The 15905-nt window shown below is 74.5% G+C and carries 15 protein-coding genes and 3 pseudogenes; 10 read left to right on the top strand and 8 right to left on the bottom strand.

Annotated elements, in window-relative coordinates:
* Window positions 1-151 precede the first annotated feature (151 nt).
* Entirely contained in the window at window positions 152-1597 is a 1446-nt protein-coding gene (locus BU198_RS27705; RefSeq protein ID WP_188296280.1) for a DUF2252 domain-containing protein, read from the top strand.
* A gap of 42 nt (window positions 1598-1639) precedes the next feature.
* Here BU198_RS27705 and BU198_RS27700 read toward each other — a convergent pair whose 3' ends face one another.
* The 3 genes from BU198_RS27700 to BU198_RS27690 are packed head-to-tail and all read right to left on the bottom strand — an operon-like array spanning window position 1640 to window position 4410.
* Window positions 1640-2332 (bottom strand): alpha/beta fold hydrolase, encoded by a 693-nt coding sequence (locus tag BU198_RS27700; RefSeq protein WP_188296281.1) that lies wholly within the window; start codon window positions 2330-2332, stop codon window positions 1640-1642.
* A gap of 27 nt (window positions 2333-2359) precedes the next feature.
* Window positions 2360-3850, bottom strand: coding sequence for an MFS transporter (locus tag BU198_RS27695; protein WP_317620030.1), 1491 nt, complete (start codon window positions 3848-3850; stop codon window positions 2360-2362).
* Complete coding sequence (locus BU198_RS27690; RefSeq protein ID WP_188296282.1) at window positions 3847-4410, bottom strand: helix-turn-helix domain-containing protein; 564 nt, start codon at window positions 4408-4410, stop codon at window positions 3847-3849. Before BU198_RS27690 ends, BU198_RS27695 begins: the two co-directional genes overlap by 4 nt.
* Window positions 4411-4736: 326 nt before the next feature.
* On the opposite strand from BU198_RS27690, the gene BU198_RS27685 reads away from it, so the two are divergent.
* Window positions 4737-5987: a DUF5685 family protein gene (locus BU198_RS27685; RefSeq protein ID WP_188296283.1), complete on the top strand. Its 1251-nt coding sequence runs from the start codon at window positions 4737-4739 to the stop codon at window positions 5985-5987.
* 4 nt (window positions 5988-5991) lie between these two features.
* Here BU198_RS27685 and BU198_RS27680 read toward each other — a convergent pair whose 3' ends face one another.
* Together BU198_RS27680 and BU198_RS27675 are read right to left on the bottom strand one after the other, a co-directional pair.
* Window positions 5992-6198 carry a hypothetical protein gene (locus BU198_RS27680; RefSeq protein ID WP_188296284.1) on the bottom strand — a complete coding sequence of 69 codons (207 nt, stop codon included), beginning with the start codon at window positions 6196-6198 and terminating at the stop codon, window positions 5992-5994.
* Complete coding sequence (locus BU198_RS27675) at window positions 6191-6334, bottom strand: hypothetical protein (protein WP_188296285.1); 144 nt, start codon at window positions 6332-6334, stop codon at window positions 6191-6193. Before BU198_RS27675 ends, BU198_RS27680 begins: the two co-directional genes overlap by 8 nt.
* A 179-nt stretch (window positions 6335-6513) precedes the next feature.
* On the opposite strand from BU198_RS27675, the pseudogene BU198_RS27670 reads away from it, so the two are divergent.
* Window positions 6514-6837, top strand: a pseudogene (locus tag BU198_RS27670) (SDR family oxidoreductase); the annotation flags it as partial.
* 34 nt (window positions 6838-6871) lie between these two features.
* Here the strand turns inward: BU198_RS27670 and BU198_RS27665 are convergent.
* A complete protein-coding gene (locus tag BU198_RS27665) occupies window positions 6872-7438 on the bottom strand; it encodes a TetR/AcrR family transcriptional regulator (RefSeq protein ID WP_188296287.1) in 567 nt (188 codons plus the stop codon).
* Window positions 7439-7541: 103 nt separating this feature from the next.
* Here BU198_RS27665 and BU198_RS27660 point away from each other — a divergent pair.
* Together BU198_RS27660 and BU198_RS27655 are read left to right on the top strand one after the other, a co-directional pair.
* Window positions 7542-8024 (top strand): annotated as a pseudogene (locus tag BU198_RS27660) (DUF1348 family protein).
* A 131-nt stretch (window positions 8025-8155) separates the two neighbouring features.
* Window positions 8156-9214 (top strand): trypsin-like serine peptidase, encoded by a 1059-nt coding sequence (locus tag BU198_RS27655; protein ID WP_223244127.1) that lies wholly within the window; start codon window positions 8156-8158, stop codon window positions 9212-9214.
* 105 nt (window positions 9215-9319) lie between these two features.
* On the opposite strand, the gene BU198_RS27650 is transcribed toward BU198_RS27655, so the two are convergent.
* Window positions 9320-9898, bottom strand: a complete 579-nt coding sequence (locus BU198_RS27650) for a MarR family winged helix-turn-helix transcriptional regulator (RefSeq protein ID WP_188296288.1) — start codon at window positions 9896-9898, stop codon at window positions 9320-9322.
* An 80-nt stretch (window positions 9899-9978) separates the two neighbouring features.
* On the opposite strand from BU198_RS27650, the pseudogene BU198_RS44330 reads away from it, so the two are divergent.
* The 3 genes and pseudogenes from BU198_RS44330 to BU198_RS27640 all read left to right on the top strand — a co-directional run.
* Window positions 9979-11109 (top strand): annotated as a pseudogene (locus BU198_RS44330) (MFS transporter); the annotation flags it as partial.
* Complete coding sequence (locus BU198_RS44325; protein ID WP_411293241.1) at window positions 11083-11946, top strand: amidohydrolase family protein; 864 nt, start codon at window positions 11083-11085, stop codon at window positions 11944-11946. The pseudogene BU198_RS44330 and the gene BU198_RS44325, both read left to right, overlap by 27 nt.
* Before the next feature lie 345 nt (window positions 11947-12291).
* Window positions 12292-13776, top strand: a complete 1485-nt coding sequence (locus BU198_RS27640; RefSeq protein WP_188299602.1) for a S8 family peptidase — start codon at window positions 12292-12294, stop codon at window positions 13774-13776.
* A gap of 185 nt (window positions 13777-13961) precedes the next feature.
* On the opposite strand, the gene BU198_RS27635 is transcribed toward BU198_RS27640, so the two are convergent.
* Window positions 13962-14861, bottom strand: coding sequence for a HipA family kinase (locus BU198_RS27635; protein WP_188299601.1), 900 nt, complete (start codon window positions 14859-14861; stop codon window positions 13962-13964).
* Window positions 14862-14950: 89 nt separating this feature from the next.
* On the opposite strand from BU198_RS27635, the gene BU198_RS27630 reads away from it, so the two are divergent.
* Together BU198_RS27630 and BU198_RS27625 are read left to right on the top strand one after the other, a co-directional pair.
* Window positions 14951-15391 (top strand): SRPBCC family protein, encoded by a 441-nt coding sequence (locus BU198_RS27630; protein ID WP_188299600.1) that lies wholly within the window; start codon window positions 14951-14953, stop codon window positions 15389-15391.
* 311 nt (window positions 15392-15702) lie between these two features.
* The coding region (locus tag BU198_RS27625) for a glycosyltransferase family 4 protein (protein WP_188299599.1) at window positions 15703-15905 on the top strand (203 nt) is incomplete at its 3' end.

Below are 15905 nucleotides of genomic sequence, written 5' to 3'. Positions count from 1 at the left end.
CCGGCCCCACTCCACCACCACCCCACCACCGCGCCCCACAAGCGGACCCCCGCCCGCCGGAACCACCGCGCGGCGCCGGACGTCACTCCCCCCGACGAACGTCCGCGCAGGTCGCGGGCGGGGTGAGGACCGGAAGGGACGGGCGGGAACAGTGGCGCACGCGGGTGGGGCCGAGGCGGTCGGGACGCGGCCGACGGCGGCGGAGAGGGAGGAGCGGACCAGGCGCGGGTTCGCGGTGGCCGGGTTCGCCCCGGCGCAGGACGGGCGGGGGCGGGAGCGGGGCAAGGCACTGCGGACCCGGGTGCCCCGGGAGCGGCACGCGGAGTTCGCGCCCGCGCCCGGCCGGCCGACGGCCGTGACCGCGCTGGAGGCCTCCAACGCGGGCCGAATAGCCGGGCTGGTGCCGATCCGGGTCGGCCGGATGGCGGCCGGTCCGTTCGCGTTCCTGCGCGGATCGGCCGGGCTGATGGGCGCCGACCTCGCGGGCACCCCGGTGACCGGTGTGGACGCGCAGCTGTGCGGCGACGCGCACGCCGCCAACTTCGGCCTGTACGGCGACGCGCGCGGCCAGATCGTGCTGGACATCAACGACTTCGACGAGACCGTCCCCGGCCCCTGGGAGTGGGACCTCAAGCGGCTCGCCGCCAGCCTGGTGCTGGCCGCCCGGGAGACCGGAGCGGGTGAGGACACCGCGCGCGAGGCCGCCCAGCACGCGGCCGGTTCCTACCGCCGGACCATGCGCACCCTCGCCAAGCTGCCCACCCTGGACGCCTGGAACGCCATCGCGGACGAGCAGTTGGTCTCGTTCGCCGAGGCGCACGACCTCGCGGACGTGCTGCGCAAGGTCGGCGCGAAGGCGCTCGGCAACACCAGCGCCCGGTTCGCCGCCCGCAGCACCGCCCGTACCGCGGACGGCGGTTGGCGCTTCACGGCCGCTCCCCCGGTGCTCACCGAGGTGACCGACGCGACCGCCCGCGCCGTCGCGCACGCGCTCGGCCCGTACGTCGAGACGCTGCCGGCCGAGGTGCGCACCCTGCTGTCCCGCTACCGGGTGCAGGACGTGGCGTTCCGGGTGGTGGGCACCGGCAGCGTGGGCACCCGCTCGTACGTGGTGCTGCTCACCGACCACCGGGACCAGCCGCTGGTGCTCCAGGTGAAGGAGGCCCGCCCGTCCGCGCTGCTGCCGTACCTGCCGAACGCGCCGCAGCCGGCGCCGGACGGGCACGAGGGCCGCCGGGTGGTGCTCGGCCAGAAGCACATGCAGGTGGTCAGCGACACCCTGCTGGGCTGGACCACGGTCGACGGACTCCCGTACCAGGTGCGCCAGTTCCGCAACCGCAAGGGAAGCGTCGACCCGGCCGCACTGCTTCCGGCCCAGTTGGACGACTACGCGCGGATCACCGGCGCCCTGCTGGCCCGGGCGCACGCCCACACCTCCGACCCCGCCCTGCTGGCCGGGTACTGCGGCAAGAGCGAGGTGCTGGACGAGGCGGTCGCCGCCTTCTCGGTGGCCTACGCGGACCGCACCGAGGCCGACCACGCGGACCTGCTGACGGCGGTGCGCAGCGGGCGGCTGCCGGTCGAACACGGCGTCTGACCGCCGCGCCGTTCCTGGCCCGGCGAGCTCACCGGGCCGGGCTCACCGGGCCAGGAACGGCGCCACCGCGGCGACGAACTCGGCGGGCCGGGCACCGTGCACCAGGTGCCCGGCCTCGACGGTGACCAGGCGGCAGTCCGGGATCAGCCGGGCGAGTTCGGCGATCCGCTCCTGCGGGACGTGGCTGGCCGGGCCTCCGGCGACCACCAGCGTGCGGGCGGTGATCCCGGCCAGCCCCGCCCGCCAGGCCGGGTCGGGGTCGTCGAGCTGGGCCCTGACCGCCCGGACCATCGCCCAGTCGAAGTGCACGTCCGGGTCCCGGTCCTCGGGCAGCGCGGTCGCCGGGCGCGGGTGGAGGGCGGGGATCTCCTCCAGGACCAGCCGGTCGATCCGCTCCGGCACGGCCTGGGCGAGCAGGTAGGCGACGGCGCCGCCCATCGAGTGGCCGGCCAGGTCGACGCGGGCGAGGCCGAGGGCGTCCAGGAAGGCCAGCACGTCGTCCCGCATCGCCTCCAGTGAGTAGCCGGCGGTGCGGGCGCTGTCCCCGTGGCCGCGCAGGTCGAGCGCGTACACGTGGTGGGCGGGGGCAAGGCCCGGCAGCACGGTGTCCCAGTCCGCGGCGCGCTCGCCGAGGGCGTGCAGCAGGACCAGCGGCGGGCCTCCGGGCGGGCCGCTCTCGCGGTAGGCGAGCGTCACTCCGGGCAGGTCCACGGTCCGGTTCCGTCCTTCGGTCATGCCGTCACGGTACGCGCCGACCACCGGTCAGCGGACCGGTGTTCGCCCTCGGCTCATCGCGACCGGTGCGCCCTCGCGCCGCTCGCGCGCGGTGGCGCGGCCCGCGAACACCGAGGCCAGGACGGCGAGTCCGGCGACCGCGGCGCACACCACGCTCGCGGTCAGGAAGGCGGAGCGGTGCCCGCCGCCCCCGGTGGTCTCCCGCAGGTAGACCCCGGACAGCGCCGAGACCGCGACCGCCGCCGCGATCCGCTGGGTCATCTGCAGGATCGCCCCGCTCACCCCGGCCGCCTCGGCCGGCGCGTGGCGCAGCACGTACGCCTGGTTGGTGGAGCCCATCAGGCCGACCGAGGCGCCGCCGAGCAGTTGCAGCAGCGCCAGCAGCCAGGGCAGCACGGCGTCGGGTGCCCAGGCCGCGAGCAGTCCGCTGAGCAGCATGGCGAGGGCGGAGCCGGCCATCCCCGCGGTGACGGTGCGCCGGCCGTACCGCTGGACGACCCGCCAGGCGAGCGCGGAGGCGACGCCCATCGCGACGGCGGAGGGCAGCACGACCAGCGCGGCGCCCACCGGGGAGAGCCCGAGGCCGTCCTGGAGGAACATCGTCAGGACCAGCGAGGCGGCGAGCGAGGAACCGAACTGGGCCATCGCGGTGGCGGTGCCCAGCGCGTACGGCGCGGAGCGGGTGAGCGCGGGGTGGATCAGCGGGTGGCCGCCCGTCCTGGCGAGGCGGCGCTGCCACCGGGCGAGCGCGCCGAGCAGCAGCAGCGCGGCCGCCGCGAAGGCGAGCCAGCCGCTCCAGCCGGGCGGCCGGACGAAGGGCAGCATCAGGGCCAGGGTGAGTGCGCCGACCAGCAGCAGGCCGAGCACGTCGAGGTCGGCGTTCCTGCTGCTGGGGCGGGGCTTCGGCAGGTGGCGGGCCGCCAGGACGACGGTGGCCAGGCCGAAGGGGACGTTGAGCAGGAAGGTCAGCCGCCAGCCGTCCTCGGGACCGGCCAGGGCGAGCACCGCGCCGCCGATCGGCGGGCCGAGGGCGAAGGCGAGGCCGCCGGTGACGGCGTACATGCCGAGGGCGCGGGTCCGCAGCTGCCCGTCGAAGACGTCCTGGATGGTGCCGATCATCTGGGAGTTGACCAGGCCCGCGCCCGCACCCTGGAGCAGCCGGGCGACGATCAGCACCCCGGGCTCGGTGGCGGTCGCGGAGACCAGGCTGACCAGGGTGAACAGGGCGAGGCCGGTGACGAAGAACCACTTGCGGCCCAGGACGTCGCCCAGCCGCCCGCCGGGGATGAGCGCGAGACCGAAGGCGAGCGAGTAGCCGGCGACGATCCACTGGAGGTCGGCCGAGCCGGCGTGCAGGCTCTCGCGCAGGGCGGGGACGGAGGTGTTGAGGACGGACTGGTCGAGCAGCGTGGTGAAGCCGCCCGCGACGCAGACCAGCAGCACCCGGCGCCCGGCGGCGTCGAAGCGCTCCTTGGGCTCCCCGGGTTCCTTCGCTATCGGGCCGGTGGCGGCGCTCACGGTTCGACCACCACCAGCGCGTACCGGGCCGCGTCCGGGCCGAGGCTGCGGAACCTGCTCGTGCCGCCGACGTAGCGCAGGCAGTCGCCGGGGCCGAGCGGCTGGGCCTCGCCGTCCACGGTCAGCTCCAGGCGCCCCTCGAACAGCCAGAGGTGGTGTTCCCGCCCGGGGGTGCAGGCGCGGTCGTACGCGATGTCCGCGCCGGCCGGCAGCAGGCCCTCGATGATCTCCGCCCGCAGCGAGCCGTGCGGCGGCGAGACCGACCGGCGGACGAACCCGCTCTCCTCGTCCCGCCAGATCTGCTGTTCCCCGGCCCGCACCAGCCGGGCCGGGCCCGACTCCACCTCGGCGAGCAGCCGCGACATCGTCCGCCCGTACACGGCGCACAGCCGCCCGAGCAGCGCGGCCGTCGGGCTGACCTCCGCCCGCTCCACCCGGGACAGCGTCGAGCGGCTGACGTCCGCCCGGCGCGCCAGCTCCTCCAAGGTCCACCCGTGTTCCAGCCTCAGCTCGGCGAGCCGCTGCGCCAGCCGTTCGTCGCCGGCCATGTCGATTCCCATATTCGCGATGCTATCCCGGATATGAGATCCACTCCCGGGACTTCGTCGGCCCCACCGCCCGCGGGCGGCCCCGGAGGTGCCTGCGCCGCCGCCGACAGGTGGCCGGTCCGGTGGCCGCCCTGACGTTCCGTCCGGAGCGGAACGGACGGGAACAGGCGGGAGCGGAACAGAGTCGGCAGGTCAGGGCCGACGGCGGGGACGAGGCCCCCCTGGCCTGCCGCCGGAGGGTTCCCCGGTTGACGGGCCCTCGGCCCGAAAGGGCCTGTGATCGTATGATGTGCGGCGAATCGTGGCCGGTCGGCGGCCCGTGAGCAAGGGGGACCAGCGTGTTCGGCATCATCAGACCGTGCAGGCATCGATTGTCCGAGCGCCTCCAGACCTCCTGGATGGCGCACCTGTGCGGGCTCTGCCTCGCGCTGCGGGACGACCACGGGCAGCTCGCCCGGACGGCGACCAACTACGACGGCCTGATCATCTCCGTGCTGGTCGAGGCCCAGGCCGCCCGGGAGGACTCCTCCTGGCGCCGCACCGCCGGGCCGTGCCCGCTGCGCGGCATGCGGACCGCCTCCGTCGCCAAGGGCGAGGGTGCCCGTCTCGCCGCCGCCGTCTCGCTGGCGCTCGCCTCCGTCAAGATCCGCGACCACGTCGAGGACCGGGACGGCGTCTTCGCCCGCCGCCCGGTCGCCGCCGGGGCCAGGGCCGTCACCCGGCGCTGGGACCGGAAGAGCGCGGGCAGCGCCTCGACGATCGGCTTCGACACCGCCGTCCTGCTGGACGCGGCCTCCCGGCAGGGCGAGCTGGAGCGGTCGCTCCGGCCGGGCGGGTCCGTCCTGCTCGTCACCGAGCCCACCGAGACCGCCACCTCGGCCGCCTTCGCCCACACCGCCGTGATAGCCGGACGCCCCGGCAACGCCGCCCCGCTCGCCGAGGCCGGACGGCTCTTCGGCCGGCTCGCCCACCTCCTGGACGCCGCCGAGGACCAGACCGCCGACGCGGCCTCGGGCGCCTGGAACCCGCTGACCGCCACCGGCACCGACCGGGCCGAGGCCGAACGGCTCTGCCGCGACGCCGTCCACGGCATCCGACTCGCGCTGCGCGAGGTCGAACTGAGCGACCGCACGCTGGTCCACGTGCTGCTCGCGCACGAGACCGAGCGCGCGGTCGAGCGGGTCTTCGGCCCGGCCCGGCACACCGCGAGCTGCCGCCACCCCGACGCGGCGGGCACCGCCACGGGCGAGCACCCGCACCAGGCGCCGCCGCAGGAGACGCCGCCCGGCCAGGCGCCGGTCCCGCCGTGGGTGCCGCAAGGACCGGGCTTCACCCCACCCGGCCAGCAGCCGCCGAACCCCCGCAACCTGCTCGCCGGGTGCGCGATGTGGGCGCTGATGGCCTGCACCTGCCAGCTGCTCTGCTGCGACCACAACGACCCGTACAGCCGCGAACCCCGCGAGGGCTTCTGCGTGCGGAACGACTGCGGCGAGTGCGGCAACTGCCCCGACTGCGGCGACTGCTGCAACTGCTGCGACGGGTGCGACTGCTGCGATGGTTGCGACTGCTGCTCGTGCGACTGCGGCTGACCGGTCAGCCCTCCGGCTCCGCGCCCTCCCCGCCTTCGCTCCCGTACCGGGCGGCCGTCACCGGCCCGGGGTGCCCCCGCAGCACCCCGGGCCGGTCCGCGGTCCGGCGCTCCCCGGCCTCGCCCCGCCGCCAGAGCGGCAGCACCGCGACCGGCTGCGCCGCCACCACCGGCGGCACGGCCACCGGGCGCAGCTCGGCGCACTCAGGCATCGCGCCCCGCCGCCTTCCGGTCCACCACCAGCGAGTCCTCCAGTCGCGCCAGCAACTGCCGGAACCGCTCGGCGTCCTGCTCCGTCATCCGTCCCTCGGGCAACGCCCCCGGCCGCTCGGCCGCTCTCTCGTTCACGGGCCCGAGGCTAGCCGGTGGCGATCAATGGGCGATAAACGCGCGTTCGGGTGAAAAGCGCTTGCCCGGTGCGGTCCGGCCCGGAACCATCACGCCTCATGACGCCCCATCGGCACCATCCGACACCCCGGCTCCCCCGCCCGGTGGCCCTGGTGACCGGGGTGGGCCGGACGGCCGGCATCGGCGCCGGGATCGTCGCGCCGACCAGCGACCACACCGTGGGCAACCTCCCGTACGGAGCCGGCAAGGGTGCCCTGGACCGCATCGTGCTCGCCGCCGCCCACGAGTCCGCCCACCTCGGGGTGACCGCCGACGTCGTCGACCCGGGCCCGGCGGACACCGGCTGGATGGACCGGGAAACCAGGGACGAGCTGCGCGGGCGCGCCCCGCTCGGCTGCCTCGGCACCCCGCTCGACGCCGCGCACCTGGTGGACTTCCTCTGCTCACCGCAGGGCCAGTGGGTCACCGGGCAACTGCTGACGAGCAACGGCGGCCTGGCGTAGGGCGTGTCCGGCAGCTCCCGCCGGCCGCCCGGGACTACCGGGCCGGCGTCGTCGCGTCCAGGAGCAGCCGGGCGGCCTCCCTGGCGTCGGCGGCGGCCGTCGGGTCGCCGTGGACGGCGGCGCTGGTGATCGCGCCCTCGGCCAGCAGGGCCAGGTGGACGGCCGTGGCGGGCGGGGCCCCGGCGGCCTCGGTCAGGCCCGCGAGGTAGCTGCCGAACTGCTCCTTGTGGTGCCGGGCTGCGGCCACCACCGCGGGGCTGGAGGCGCCCAGTTCGCCGAGGGAGTTGACGAACGCGCAGCCCCGGAAGCCGGGCTCGGCGAACCACCGGCCGAGCCAGTCGAAGACCGCGAGCAGCTGCTCCCCCGGGGTGCCGCCGGCGCGGGAGACGTACACCGCGAGGCTCGCCCGCCAGCGGCCGTCGCGGCGCAGCAGGTACGCCTCGACGAGTTCCCCCTTGGACGGGAAGTGCTGGTAGAGGCGGCGCATGGTCAGGCCGGAGGCGGCCCGGACGGCGTCCATGCCGACCGCCTGGACGCCCTGCCCGTAGAACAGCTCCTCGGCCGCGTCGAGGATCCGGGTCCGGGGGTCTTCCTGATCCATCTGCCGTGCCCTTTGCGTGAGAACGATGGTTCTCCTATCGTAGCCAGAGCAACGAGAACGGTCGTTCTCACTTGCGGAACACCCATTCCCGAGGGAGTCACCCATGCCCGAGACCGGCACCGAGCAGCGCCCGCCCCTGCCCCCGTTCACCGAGGAGACCGCCCGCCGGAAGGTGCGCGCCGCCGAGGACGCCTGAAACACCCGCGACCCGCGGCGCGTCGCCCTCGCCTACACACCGGACAGCCGCTGGCGCAACCGCTCCGAGTTCCTCACCGGCCGCGAGCGGATCGCCGACTTCCTCACCCGCAAGTGGCAGCGCGAGCAGGACTACCGCCTGATCAAGGAACTCTGGGCGTACGACGGCGACCGCATCGCGGTCCGCTTCGCCTACGAGTGGCACGACGACGCCGGCCACTGGTTCCGCTCCTACGGCAACGAGAACTGGGAGTTCGACCGCAACGGCCTGATGGCCCACCGGCACGCCTCCATCAACGACCTGCCGATCACGGCCGCGGAGCGCCTGTTCCACTGGCCGCTCGGCCGCCGTCCCGACGACCACCCCGGCCTCACCGGACTCGGCCTCTGAACCCGGGCCCCGCGGCCCGGCGCGGCACCGACACACGGCCGGGACACCTTTACCGGACCCTGATCCAACCGATGGACGGATGAGACCCGGTCCACACAGAAGCCTGACGTGCCACGCCTAGCGTGCCGGACATGCCGAAGACACCTGGAACGTCAGCCACCGACCGGACCCTCCCCCGCGGGCTCGCCGCCGTGGGCGCCCTCCTGCTGAGCGCGGCCACGGCGGCGGTGCTGCTGCCGAACACGGCCCTCGCCGCGGAGAGCGAGTCCGTCACCACGCACTCCGGCGCCACGACCGCCGCGGAGCGCGGCCGGATCGACGCCTACTGGACCCCCGACCGGATGAAGCTGGCGGGCGCCCTGGTCCCCGAGATCACACCCGTGCCCGAGGACGACAACACGCCCGACGACCCGCGGCCGCTGCCCGCCGGCACCCCGGACCCCGGGGCCGTGTGGACCCACGGCGGAGCGGTGAGCAGGAGCGTCGGCCGGCTCTTCTTCACCTTCTCCGACGGCTACGACGGCAGTTGCACCGCCACCGTCGTCGCCGCCGCGAACCGCAGCACCGTCGTCACGGCGGCCCACTGCCTGCGCGGCGTCGGAGCCTCCGCCACCGACGACACCTGGAACCACAACCTGTACTTCGTGCCCGGCTACCGCAACGGCACGAAGCCGCTCGGCGGCTTCACCGTCAGGAGCGTGGCCACCTCGTCCCGCTGGGACGCCGGCCCGACCTCGGACGCCGTCGCCGTGGCCGGCTTCGACACCGGGGTCCTCGTCGCGAACTGCTCGGCCGACGGACGAAGGGTCGCGGACGTCACCGGAAGCCAGCGGATCGCGTTCACCCGGCCCGCCGCGGGCGAGTTCGTCCACGCCTTCGGGTATCCGAAGGAGCGGCTCAACGACCCGAGCGGCAAGTACACCGGTTCACGCATGATCCACTGCGCCGGTCCGGCCGGGCCCGGCACCACGGCACCGATCCTGTGGGGCGAGGCCTGCGACATGTCGCACGGGGCGAGCGGCGGCCCCCACTTCACGCACTTCGACACCCGGACCGGCACCGGCACCGTCGTCGGCGTCACCACCACCACCGAGGAACTCGCGGGCGGCCCGGCCGGCACGCTCTACGCCACCCGCCTCGGCGACAGCGCCCGCCGCCTCTACGACTGGGCGCAGAGCCGGCCGGTCTGACCTCCCGCCCACGCCGGCCCCGCCCGGCCGGGGCCCGGTGGGCCAGGGCCGACACGGCCCGGGCCCGGGAGGCCAAGGCTCGGGAGGCCCGGGCCCGGGAGGGCGCTACGCCCCGCCCTCCTGAGCCAGCATCACCTTCCGCAGCAGGTCCGCCAGGGTGCGCCGCTCCCGCTCGGACAGCACCCCGAGCAGCCGGCGCTCCTCCCGGCCGACCACGTCCAGCGCCTCCTGCCAGGCCGCACGCCCGGCCTCGGTGAGCAGGATGTCGACCTTCCTGCGGTCCTCCGTGGACGGCGTGCGCAGCACGAAGCCGCGCCGCTCCAGGGCCTCCAGCCGGCCGGTGACCGAGGCCGGTGCGAGGTTGAGGTCGGCCCGCAGGTCCGAGGGGGCGGCGTGGCCGCCGCGCCCGGCGAGCACGTGCAGGGTGTCGAACTCGTGCTTGTGCAGGCCGAAGTCGGCGACGCCCTGCTCACGGACCCGGCCGAGATGGCGGGTGAGCCGGGACATCCGGGTGACGGAGGCCTCGATGTCCGGGTCGAGGCCGGGCAGCACCGGCTGCCAGCGGTCGACGTGACCGTCCGTCCAGTCGCGGGGCTCCGTCCGATTGCGGGGCTCTGTCCGGTCGCCGGGCTCCGGGCGGTCGCCGCGGGGCGGAGTGCGCTGCTCAGGAGGGTGCTCGGCCATGGGAGAAGTCTACAAACCCTAAAACAACGGCACCGAAATATTCGTTGCCAAAATTTCGTCACCGAAATACAGTGCGGCGCGTGACTCCGCACCCCCTGCGCCAGGGAGGCTTCCGCCTGCTCTTCATCGGCCGGACGGTCTCCACCCTCGGCGACGCCGCCGTCCCGGCCGCCCTCGCCATCGCCGTCACCCGCGCCACCGGCTCCGCCGCCGCGCTCGCCCTGGTCCTGGGCTGCGCGATGGTGCCGAGGCTGCTCCTGCTGCCGGTCGGCGGCGTGGTCGGGGACCGCTTCGACCCCCGGCTGGTCGCCCTCACCACCGACCTGGTCCGGGCCCTGGCCCAGCTCCTGGTCGGCCTGGAACTGCTCGGCGAGCAGCCGGGCCTGGCACACATCGCGGCCGCCTCGGCGGTCGGCGGCATCGCCTCCGCCTTCGCCATGCCCACCGCCTCGCCGCTGGTCGCGACCACCGTCCGAGGCGAGCTGCGGCTGCGGGCCAACGCCCTGCTCGGCACCGCGACCGGCGGCGCCCGCCTCGCCGGCCCGGCACTCGCCGGACTCCTGGTGTACACCGCCGGGCCCGGCTGGGCCTTCGTACTGGACGGCGCCTCGTTCCTGCTGAGCGCCGCCCTGCTCACCCGGCTCCGGATCGACCACGTGCCCGGCGAACCACGCTCACTGCGCCGGGACCTCGCCGAGGGCTGGAGCGAGGTGCGCTCCCGGGACTGGTACTGGACCAGCCTGATCGCCCACGGGGTGTGGAACGGCGCGAGCGCCGTGCAGCTCACCCTCGGCCCGCTGGTCGCCCACACCCGGCTCGGCGGCGACGGCGCCTGGGTGGCGCTGACCCAGGCCGGCGCGGTGGGCCTGCTGGCCGGCTCGCTGATCGCCGCAAGGCTGCGGCCCCGCCGCCCGGTGCTGGCCGGCAACCTCGCCCTCGCGCTGTACGGGCTGCCGCTGCTCGCCCTCGCGCTCCCCGCCCCGGTGCCGCTCGCGGTGGCCGCCCAGACGGTGGCGATGGCCGGGCTGGGCTTCCTCAACCCGGTCTGGGAGACGGTGGTCCAGCAGGACTTCCCGGCCGGGACGCTGGCCAGGGTCACCTCGTACGACTGGCTGCTCTCGCTGGCCGCCGCCCCGCTCGGGTACGCCCTGGCGCCGCTGGCCTCCGACGCCTGGGGCGACCGGGTGCCGCTGCTGGCGGCGGCCGGGCTGGACATCTGCCTGGTGGACACCGGGCTGACCGCCGCCGCGGGCCACGAGCTGCTGCCGCTGCCCGAACTCGCCGAGGCCACCGGGGCGTCGGTGCACGAGGTGGTCCGGCTGGAGTCGGTGGCCGAGACGGTGACGGCCGGTGCCGAGGCCTGGCCGGCGGCCGTCGCCGAGGCGCTGGCGACGGCCGCCGCCGGGGCTGTCGCGGTCAAGTCGGTGCTCGCCTACCGGCACGGCCTGGCGGCCCCCGCCGAACGCCCGGACCGTACGGCCGTGGTGGCCGCGGCCGGTGCCCACCTGCGCGGTGGGAGCGGCCGGCTGACCGACCCGGTGCTGCTGCACCACGTGCTCTGGACGGCCGTGGACGTCTGCGCCGGGCTGGGTCTGCCGCTCCAGCTCCACACCGGCTTCGGCGACCCCGACCTCACGCTGCACCGGGCCGATCCGTCGCTGTTGACGGACTTCGTGCGCGCCGCCGAGCCCAGCGGCGTCCCGCTGGTGCTGCTGCACGGCTACCCGTACCACCGGCAGGCCGCCTGGCTGGCCCAGGCCTTCCCGACGGTGTACACCGACCTCGGGCTGACGGCCTCGTACACCGGTCCGCGAGTGGCGGCGGTGCTGGGCGAGATGCTGGAGCTGGCCCCGTTCGGGAAATTGCTGTTCTCCACCGACGCCTACGGCTTGCCCGAACTGTATTTGGTGGGCACCTGTCAGTTCCGACACGGACTGCGTGCGGTGCTGGCGGGCTGGCAGGCCGACGGCGCCTGCGCCGCGGCCGACGCCGAGCGGGTGGCGCGGCAGATCGCGGCGGGCAACGCGCTTCGGTTGTACGCGTTGTAGCGCTGCGATCCGGGCTGCTCCCCCACTGCTCCCTCGCCGGCTCCTCGCTGGTCACCGTGGTGTGGAGCACGCTGCGGACCATGCCGCGAAGCGCGCCGTGAACCACGGTGTGAACCCCGGTGTGACGGGCGGGGCCGCACGTCGGCGAACCATCACTTTTTAACACTCTGGAACTCTGTTGCCCTTGTTGAACTCCGAGGGCCCGTAACCCCTGTTCTTGGTTCAGATGTGACGATTAGATGACTACCCCTTGCGCTTTTCAGTAAATCTTCATTAGCGTCCCGGTCATTCCCAGTGCACCTGCCAACCGCAGCTGCCGCCTGACGACTCGGGAGGCCAACCCCCATGAGAGTTCCCCGGATCAGCCGCACCCGGTATGCGGCGGTGGGCCTCGTGCTCGCCACCGCCGGCGCCCTGGCGCTGCCGGCCGGCACCGCCGTCGCGGCCCCCGTGGCCGACTCGACGACCGGTCCGCTGCTCAGCTACGTCGTCAACACCAAGGCCAACCACGGGCAGGTGCAGAAGGTCGAGAAGGCCGTCGCCGGCCTCGGCGGCACGGTGGTCCAGTCGTACGAGCAGATCGGCGTCGTGATCGCCCGCTCGAACGACACCAAGTTCGCCGAGAAGCTGCGCCTGGCCAAGGGCGTCGACTCGGTCGGCGCCAGCCGCACCAAGGGCATCCTCGCGGCCGACCAGGGCAAGGCCGAGGTCGCCGCCGAGCCGGCCGCCGCGCCCGCCGCGGGCCAGGAGCCGTACGACGCCTACCAGTGGGACATGCGTCAGATCGGTGCGGACAAGGCGCACAAGATCTCGACCGGCAGCCGCAACGTCACCGTCGGCGTGCTGGACTCCGGCATCGACGCCACCCACGAGGACCTCGCCGCCAACGTGGACGCCGCGCAGTCGGTCTCCTGCATCGACGGCAAGACGAACACCGACTGGAAGGCCTGGCAGCCGACCAACAGCGACCACGGCACCCACGTGGCCGGCACCATCGCCGCCGCCAAGAACGGCAAGGGCATCGTCGGCGTCGCGCCGAACGTGAAGCTGGCCGCCGTCAAGGTCGTCGACGACGGCGGGTTCATCTACCCGGAGAGCGCGGTCTGCGGCTTCGTCTGGGCCGGCGAGCACGGCTTCAAGGTGACGAACAACAGCTACTTCGTCGACCCGTGGATGTTCAACTGCAAGACGGACAAGGACCAGGCCGCGATCTCGGACGCCGTCCGCAAGGCCGTCGCCTTCTCGCAGCGCAAGGGCGTCCTCAACGTCGCCGCCGCGGGCAACGAGAACATCGACCTGGCGCACAAGACCGTCGACGTGGCGAGCCCGGACGACACCACCCCCGGCACCCGCCCGATCACCAACGACTGCCTGTCGCTGCCGACCGAGCTGCCCGGCGTCGTCGCCGTCTCCTCGGTGGGCTCCGAGGGCGTCAAGGCGTACTACTCCAGCTACGGCAAGGGCGTCGTGTCCGTCACCGCGCCCGGTGGCGACCGCCGCTACCAGCTGCCGAACACCCCGGACAAGGACGGCCGCATCCTGTCCACCCTCCCCGGTGGCAAGTACGGCTACATGCAGGGCACCTCGATGGCCACCCCGCACGCCGTCGGCGTGGTCGCGCTGCTCGCCAGCACCTTCCCGTGGGCCAGCCCGGACGAGCTGACCGAGATGCTGACCACCCACGCCGAGTCCGTCCCGTGCCCGAGCGGCGAGTTCAACCCGGGCGGCACCGGTGCCTACAAGGCCACCTGCGAGGGCGGCGTGAACGACAACGGCTTCTACGGCGCCGGCCTGATCAACGCCGAGAAGGCGGTCCAGTGGTGGCGCTGACGCGCTGACCGCGGACACATCCGAACAAGCAGGGCCGGGGAGCGGGACCACGAGGTCCCGCTCCCCGGCCGCGTTCGCCCACCGGAGCCCATCGGAGCCCACCGGAGCCCACCGGCGTACGGACACACCGGGATGCCGACGTGCCGGAGCACCGCCGTCCGGGAGGCCCCGGCCGACCCGCCCGCTCAGCCCTCGTCGACGTGGTGCTCCCAGACCGTCTCCACCGACGGCTTGCCGTGCAGGTCAGGCACCTCCCGCAGCCAGGCGGGCCGCCCGGCCCGGGTCCTGGCCGCCTGGCGCCGCTCCGCCTCGCGCAGCTGCTCGGGCGTGGCGAAGCCCTCCGGCAGCCACTGTCCGGAGAGCACCACCCGGGCGGCCAGGTGGGCGACGTAGGCGTGCCGGACGGCGTCCGCCGAGTCGAAGCCCGGCTCGTCGGCCAGCCACTCGTCCGGGACCAGCGCCAGCACCTCCTCCAGCAGCGGCACGGTGACCAGCGGCCCGAGTTCCTCGTCGGCCAGCCGGACGTCAGGGGCCGAGCCGCCGAGCGCGTGCGCGCTGAGGTCGTACCGCTTGCCGACCGCCGCCCCGGCCCCCGCCCAGCGGTGGTGGAAGATCAGCGCTGCGCCGTTGTCGATCAGCCAGAGCCGCCCGTGCCAGACCACCAGGTTGGGGTTGTGCACGGTGCGGTCGACGTTGCCGGTCAGGGCGTCCAGCCAGACCACCCGGCCGGCCTCGGCCGGGCCGACCGCGATCATCCCCGGTCGGAAGTCGCGGGCCCCGGGCAGCAGGTCCATCCCGAGGTTGAGGCCGGCGCTGGCCTTGAGCATGTCCTGGATCTCGGCGTCCGGCTCGTCCGCGGCGACGGCCGGGTCGAAGTCCACCAGCCGCAGCTCCGGCACCCGCAGCCCCAGCCGCCGGGCCAGCTCGCCCACGATCACCTCGGCGATCAGCGCCTTGCGGCCCTGTGCGGCCCCGGTGAACTTGACCACGTACGTGCCCAGGTCGTCGGTCTCCACCACACCGGGGACGGAGCCGCCGGCCCGCAGCGGGTCGACGTAGCGCACAGCAGTCACCAGATCGAGCACACCGGCCACCCTATCCCGCCGCGTCGCGGGCGCGACCCTGTGATTGGCTTGCCGGACAGACGTACCCACCACACGAGGAGAGCAAGGTCATGGGACAGGTGCAGGCCACCACCGAGCGGGTCTACGACGCCGCGCCCGAGCGGGTGTACGAGGCGCTGGCCGACTACCAGGTGACCCGCCCGAAGCTGCTGCCCGCGCAGTACAGCGAGTACGAGGTGCGGGTCGGCGGCACCGGCGCAGGCACCCAGGTGCACTGGAAGCTCCAGGCCACCGAGAAGCGGGTGCGCGACTGCCTCTTCACCGTCTCGGCGCCCCAGCCCGACCGCCTGGTGGAGAAGGACGCCAACTCCAGCATGGTGATCACCTGGACCGTCGCCGCCGTCGGCGAGGGCCGCGCCAAGGTCACCGTGACCGCCACCTGGCAGGGCGCGACCGGCATCGGCGGCTTCTTCGAGCGCACCTTCGCCCCGAAGGGCCTCAACCGGATCCACGACGAGGTGCTGGCCAACCTCGCCGACGAAGTCCGCTGAGGCCCGCCGGAGCCGCTGAGGCCCGTTGAGGCCCGTTGAGGCCCGTGCGGTCCGTTGAGGACTGCTGAGGCCCGCTGAGTTCCACCGAGGTCCGCCGGGTCCACCGGCTTCCGGCGGAACCCGTCGGGCCACGGAATCGCCGGCCGCGCGATTCACGCGGGTAAATCCGTCAGGGCGATCGAATCGCTCGATGATTCGGGCAGCTCGGCCACCCGTACGAGCCGAAAGCCGTACGGGTGGCCGAACCGCCACCTGCGGGTGACGGGGGCCGCCCGGCACGGGGGAGCCACCCTAGGCTCGCCGCCGTGCATATGACGATCCTTCACATTTCGCAACCGGTGGACGGCGGGGTCGCCCGCGTCGTCGCCGATCTGGTCCGGGGTCAACGGGAGGCCGGCCACCGGGTGCTGGTCGCCTGCCCGCGCGGCGGGCGGCTGGCCGAGGAGGCCGCCGCGGTGGGCGCGCTGGTCCAGGACTGGCCCGCCCGGCGCTCCCCGGGCCCCGGCACGGCCAC

This window comes from Streptomyces sp. CBMA156, assembly GCF_014596515.1.
Lineage (GTDB): Bacteria > Actinomycetota > Actinomycetes > Streptomycetales > Streptomycetaceae > Kitasatospora.
This window is presented reverse-complemented; position numbering and strand designations above follow the sequence as displayed.

Bases quoted from the DNA above. Each gene is read 5' to 3' on its own strand.
- BU198_RS27700 (WP_188296281.1), bottom strand. From the start codon at position 2,332: ATGACCGAAGGACGGAACCGGACCGTGGACCTGCCCGGAGTGACGCTC.
- BU198_RS27690 (WP_188296282.1), bottom strand. From the start codon at position 4,410: ATGGGAATCGACATGGCCGGCGACGAACGGCTGGCGCAGCGGCTCGCC.
- BU198_RS27680 (WP_188296284.1), bottom strand. From the start codon at position 6,198: ATGCCTGAGTGCGCCGAGCTGCGCCCGGTGGCCGTGCCGCCGGTGGTG.
- BU198_RS27665 (WP_188296287.1), bottom strand. From the start codon at position 7,438: ATGGATCAGGAAGACCCCCGGACCCGGATCCTCGACGCGGCCGAGGAG.
- BU198_RS27655 (WP_223244127.1), top strand. From the start codon at position 8,156: ATGCCGAAGACACCTGGAACGTCAGCCACCGACCGGACCCTCCCCCGC.
- BU198_RS27650 (WP_188296288.1), bottom strand. From the start codon at position 9,898: ATGGCCGAGCACCCTCCTGAGCAGCGCACTCCGCCCCGCGGCGACCGC.
- BU198_RS27640 (WP_188299602.1), top strand. From the start codon at position 12,292: ATGAGAGTTCCCCGGATCAGCCGCACCCGGTATGCGGCGGTGGGCCTC.
- BU198_RS27630 (WP_188299600.1), top strand. From the start codon at position 14,951: ATGGGACAGGTGCAGGCCACCACCGAGCGGGTCTACGACGCCGCGCCC.